At 56.7% G+C, this 5412-nt stretch carries 5 protein-coding genes and 1 tRNA gene; 1 reads left to right on the plus strand and 5 read right to left on the minus strand.

Annotated elements, in window-relative coordinates; all coding sequences use genetic code 11:
* Nucleotides 1-30: 30 nt before the first annotated feature.
* From eco to HMPREF9538_RS00915, 5 genes are all read right to left on the minus strand, one after another.
* Nucleotides 31-522, minus strand: coding sequence for a serine protease inhibitor ecotin (eco, locus tag HMPREF9538_RS00935; RefSeq protein ID WP_004175048.1), 492 nt, complete (start codon nt 520-522; stop codon nt 31-33).
* Between the two features lie 174 nt (nt 523-696).
* Nucleotides 697-1806, minus strand: a complete 1110-nt coding sequence (locus tag HMPREF9538_RS00930; RefSeq protein WP_009486441.1) for an AI-2E family transporter — start codon at nt 1804-1806, stop codon at nt 697-699.
* Nucleotides 1807-1990: 184 nt separating this feature from the next.
* Nucleotides 1991-2067, minus strand: a tRNA-Pro gene (locus tag HMPREF9538_RS00925).
* 76 nt (nt 2068-2143) lie between these two features.
* Nucleotides 2144-3904 carry an LPS biosynthesis-modulating metalloenzyme YejM gene (gene yejM / locus HMPREF9538_RS00920; protein ID WP_002912990.1) on the minus strand — a complete coding sequence of 587 codons (1761 nt, stop codon included), beginning with the start codon at nt 3902-3904 and terminating at the stop codon, nt 2144-2146.
* Nucleotides 3905-3922: 18 nt separating this feature from the next.
* Complete coding sequence (locus HMPREF9538_RS00915; RefSeq protein WP_004195346.1) at nt 3923-4150, minus strand: YejL family protein; 228 nt, start codon at nt 4148-4150, stop codon at nt 3923-3925.
* Between the two features lie 186 nt (nt 4151-4336).
* Here HMPREF9538_RS00915 and yejK point away from each other — a divergent pair, with 186 nt between their 5' ends.
* Complete coding sequence (yejK, locus tag HMPREF9538_RS00910) at nt 4337-5344, plus strand: nucleoid-associated protein YejK (protein ID WP_004144267.1); 1008 nt, start codon at nt 4337-4339, stop codon at nt 5342-5344.
* The last annotated feature ends 68 nt before the right edge of the window (nt 5345-5412 follow it).

The following is a 5412-nucleotide window of genomic DNA, read 5'->3' on the forward strand; positions in this document are numbered from 1 at the left end:
TTTTTTTTATTGCCGTTTGCGCTGTTCGCCTTAGCGGACGACGGCGTTGCCGATAGTCTCGTCGGCGCGCCAGATGCGATATTTCACATCGACATTGCTCGGCGTGTATACCACGATCGGCAGTTTGCTGTTGTAGCGCAGCATGGCGTCATCCCCGAGGCCGGCAGTGACAAATTTCTTCTCTTTTTTGCCGTCCGGGCAGGCCATCATGGTGGATACCGGGCCGCTCAGCTTCTCAAAGACATAGTAATCATAGCCCCAGCCTTCCAGGGTTTTACTTTCCAGTTCCCCGCCGAGACGATGATGGTTGCAGTCGACTTCCAGCGTCTGGCCGATCATCAGCTCAACCTTGAGCGCCGACTCATCCTGCTGCTGCGGCAGCTGAATAACCTGACGCTTCATGCCTTTTTCCGCTTTCGGGAACGGCGCGACTTTTTCCAGCGGCTGGTCTGCGGCCAATGCGCCAGCGGACATGCAGGCGGCGGTCAGCAGAGAAACGGCTAGCGTAGTGATTTTTTTCACGGTTGATCATCCTTTATTTTCGTTCCTGACAGAGATAGCCTATCATCACTCAGCTGAATGTTAAGATTTATTTACCAATTTTTGCAAAATGAATAGTGTTATCTACCGGTAAGACATCGGCCGCGCAGAGCGCAACAGAGGCGCTGGCGGGCCGCCAGCCCCCTGCCGGGAAAGCTATTCATTACGGCTATTTTTCGCTTCCTCAATAAACTCTTCATCGATTTCATCGGTATTGCCGGCATGTTCTCGTCCCGACAGCAGGTTCCAGCAGGCGATAAACAGGGCGGCGATCAGCGGCCCGATCACGAAGCCGTTGATACCGTAGATCTCCATGCCGCCCAGAGTGGCGATAAGGATCAGATAGTCCGGCATCCTGGTATCCTTGCCCACCAGCAGTGGACGCAGAATGTTATCCACCAGGCCAATCACAATCACAAAGAAGCCGACGATAAAGGCGCCCTGCCACAGCTGGCCGGTGGCGAAGAGGTAGATGGCCGCTGGCACCCAGATAATGGCCGAGCCCACCGCCGGGATAAGCGACAGAAACGCCATCAGCGCTCCCCAGAGAATGCTGCCGTCCAGACCGGCGATCCAGAAGGCAAAGCCACCCAGCGCCCCCTGCGCCAGCGCCACGGCGACGGTACCTTTTACCGTGGCGCGGGCCACAGCGGCGAATTTAGCGAACAAATGCTGCTTCACATAGCTTGATAACGGTAGAGACTCGAGGATCAACAGCACCAGATAAGGTCCATCCTTCAGCAGGAAAAACAGCAGATACAGCATGATGCCGAAGCTGACGGTGAAGCCAAAAGTCCCTTTGCCAATCAGAAACGCGCTGCCGGCCAGATACTGACCGCCTTTCAGAGCGGCATCAGAGAGCTGCTGCTGGATCTGCTGCGCGCTATCAAGGTTATGATCGGCGAGGAAGCTTCTGGCCCAGCCGGGGAGATGGGCGAACAGGCTGGCGACCACCGTCGGAAACTGGGTGTCGTTATGCTGCAGTTTGCTGTACACCAGGTTGAGCTCGTAGGCCAGCGAGGAGAGAATGATAGCCAGCGGCGTAAAAACGATAAGACAGATAATGACGATGGTCATCAGCGCCGCGAGGCCATTGCGCTCGCCGAGGCGGGGACGGGGCTTGTTTTTGTCCGGATTAAAAATCACCGCGAGGATCGCAGCCCAAAGGATGGCGGAATAATAGGGTGAGAGAACATCAAAAAAGGCCAGGGTTACAATGAAGACGATAAGGATGAAAAATCCTTTGGTAAGTCCATTAACTCTCATGTTATCCGCTCCTGCTTATGAGTCATACGGTCGAATAATAGATGCTACGACGTAATTTACCATCAGGATAGTCGTACATCTTCACGATACATTGAAGAAAGGGCACAAATTAAGCGAGCGGGCGGCAACAGGGGAAACAGGCATAAAAAAACCAGCCTTAAAAGGCTGGTTTCTGTGGAGTTTTTGGTCGGCACGAGAGGATTTGAACCTCCGACCCCCGACACCCCATGACGGTGCGCTACCAGGCTGCGCTACGTGCCGACGCGTGGGGAACAATATTACCCGTTCCCCAGGCGAATGCAAGCGGGTCACGCGCGATTGATTCATAATTAATCAATCAGTTAGCGATAAAGCGTTTTTCGTCAGTCAGGACCTGCAGCAACAGACTGAGCTGCGGTTTCTGATCTTTAATTTTCTCGCCGTCGCGGCTCCAGGTGGTATATGTGCCGTTATGGTTGAGGACCACGGTGATGGTCGGGGTGGTGATGGCCAGCGTATCGCCGTTGGCCGCGGTGACCCAGTTACGACGCCGCGCGGCGCTGAACAGATCTTCTCCCTGCGAGTACTCATTGGCCGGCGTCGAAACGTGAAGCAGGCGCTGCATCAGCGTAGTCATCACATCTTTGTTATCGGTCAGGGTGGCAATCTCCTGCGCCGGCGTGCCCGGCCAGTGAATAACCAGCGGCACCTGCAGCTGCTCGCGCGACCAGTCGAACGCGTCGTGTTTCGCATTCAGCGGCTTGCCGTGGCCGCCGGTAATAATTACCACCGTATTATCGAGTTTGCCGGCTTCGCGCAGCGCAGTCAGCACCCGATCGATCTGGGCATCAACGTCGCCTGCCGCCTTGCTGTAGCGGCGGACAAAGCCCTGCTGCTGCGTGTCGTCGAGGGTGGTGCCATTGAGCGAGATCCACGAGAACCAGCGATTCTCATCCTGCGCGTAACGGTCTAGCCAGCCGATCCACTGATTGGCCGTCTGCTCGTCGCTCTGGGTCTTCGCGCTCGGCAGCGAGAAATCGGAGAGCAGCGCCTGGCGATACAGCGGGCTGCTAAACCCATCGGAGGAGAAGAGGCCCAGCTGGTAGCCCTGCTGGTTGAGGGCGGTAATCAGCGCGGCGGGAATACGCGCCGAGAGGACACCGTCCATATAGCCAGGCGAAATACCGTAGAACAAGCCAAACAGGCCGCTGTCGGCGGTATTGCCCGAGCTCATATGCTGGGTAAAGTTAACGTTTTCTTTGGCAAATGCCGCCAGCGCCGGCATGGTCTTTTCAAACCGCGAGTAGTTCAGGTTGTCGACGGTGATCAGCAGCACGTTGTAGCCCGCGCCGAGGTCACGGTAGCGCAGGTTGCTAAGCGGATACTGGACCGATACCGCCTCCGGCGCCCCTTGCTCCACCAGACGACGCTGATAATCCTGGGCGTCGAGCAGGCCATGTTTCTCAAGGAAACGACGGGCGGTCATCGGATAGGAGAGCGGCAGATTCGCCCGCTGCATAGTGATCGGGCGATAGAAATTGGCGTCCGCCCAGATATAGACCAGGTGGCTGCTGACGAACGACAAAAAGAAGAACCAGGCGACCGGGCGGGCGTAATGGCGGCGGCGCGTCAGGCTGCGCAGCTTTTGCCAGCTCCAGGTGGCGAAGAGCATTTCAATCAAGAAGATGACCGGGACGCTGATAAACATCAGCTGCCAGTCGCGCGCCATCTCATTCTGGTCAGGGTTGATGACCAGCTCCCAGACGACCGGGTTTAAGTGCAGATGGAAGCGGGTAAAAACCTCGCTGTCTATCAGCAGCAGCGTCATCCCGGCGGTGGCAAGGATCACCGACAGGAAGCGCATCAGGCGCTGCGAGACCACGATAAAGGTCAACGGAAAGAGGATCAGCACATAGCTGGTAAACACCAGAAAGCTGAAATGCCCGACGAGACTGACGTACGAAAACAGTCGTCCGGCAAGCGTCGTCGGCCAGTCGGCGACAAAAAGGTAGCGGCTGCCGAGCACCATGGCCAACAACATGTTGAACAGGGCGAACCAGTGCCCCCAGCTAACCATCTGGGAGACTTTTTCTCGGTAGGGCTGACGTAGAGTCACCATATACTGTTGCTGTTATCCTTAATGCGCTGGATCGTCGTTAATCGAAGATTGCAAAGCCTGCGCGAAAGAACGGGCGATGGCCTGACGCTGCGCCGGCGCGACGCTACTGTTGATCAGGTTGGTCACCATATTGCCTAACACCATCAGTGAAAGGTCCACCGGGGCTTTGTGTGATTCCAGGACGTTCGTCAGCTCGCTGAGCAACTGTTCGACCTGTTGATCGCTATAGCGGGAAATTTGCGGCATAAACTCAAAATCTGTTTGTTCGTGAAAGGGCAACATATTACCGTAGCAGCAGCTTTTTTTCCGCATTTTTTCGCCGCGGCGCAAAAGCGCATCAATCGACGTTAACGACGTCGAAATGTGTGGCGCCAGTTGCGTCGGCCACCCGGCGGTGGTTGAATACCGCCCGGTCTAAAAGGAGAGTTTAACATGAGTCTGGATATCGACCAGATTGCCCTGCATCAGTTAATCAAACGTGATGAACAAAATCTGGAGCTGGTGCTGCGCGAGTCACTGCTGGAGCCGAACGCGACGGTCGTCGAGATGATGGCTGAACTGCACCGGGTCTATAGCGCCAAAAGCAAAGCCTATGGCTTGTTCAATGAAGAGAGCGAACTGGCCCAGGCGCTGCGCCTGCAGCGTCAGGGGGAAGAAGAGTTTCTGGCGTTTAGCCGCGCGGCGACCGGTCGCCTGCGCGATGAGCTGGCGAAATACCCGTTCGCCGAAGGAGGCATTGTCCTCTTCTGCCAGTATCGTTACCTTGCGGTCGAGTATCTGCTGGTGGCGGTACTCAATAACCTGAGCAGTATGCGCGTCAACGAAGAGCTGGATATCCGCTCGACCCATTATCTGGATATTAACCATGCCGATATCGTCGCGCGCATCGATCTCACCGAATGGGAAACCAACCCGGAGTCGACCCGCTATCTGACCTTCCTGAAAGGGCGGGTAGGGCGCAAAGTGGCCGATTTCTTTATGGATTTCCTCGGCGCCAGCGAAGGGCTTAACGCCAAAGCGCAGAACCGCGGCCTGCTGCAGGCGGTGGATGACTTCGCCGCCGATGCCCAGCTTGATAAATCCGAGCGACAGAACGTGCGCCAGCAGGTCTACGCCTACTGCAACGAACAGCTGCAGGCTGGGGAAGAGATTGAGCTGGAGTCGCTGTCCAAAGAGCTCGCCGGCGTCAGCGAAAAGAGCTTCCAGGAATTCACCGCTGAGCAGGGCTATGAGCTGGAAGAGAGCTTCCCGGCGGATCGCAGCACCTTACGTCAGCTGACCAAGTTTGCCGGCAGCGGCGGCGGATTGACCATTAACTTCGACGCCATGCTGCTGGGCGAACGCGTATTCTGGGATCCCGCCACTGATACCCTGACCATTAAGGGTACCCCGCCGAATCTGCGCGACCAGCTGCAGCGCCGGACGTCAGGCGGCAATTAAGCCCTGCGCCCCGGCGGCGCTACCGCTGAACGGGGACGATCTCCACCCCCCCCCCCCCCCCCACCTCG

Origin of the sequence: Klebsiella sp. MS 92-3, from assembly GCF_000195655.1 — a bacterium.
In the GTDB taxonomy this organism is placed as follows: Bacteria; Pseudomonadota; Gammaproteobacteria; order Enterobacterales; family Enterobacteriaceae; genus Klebsiella; species Klebsiella pneumoniae.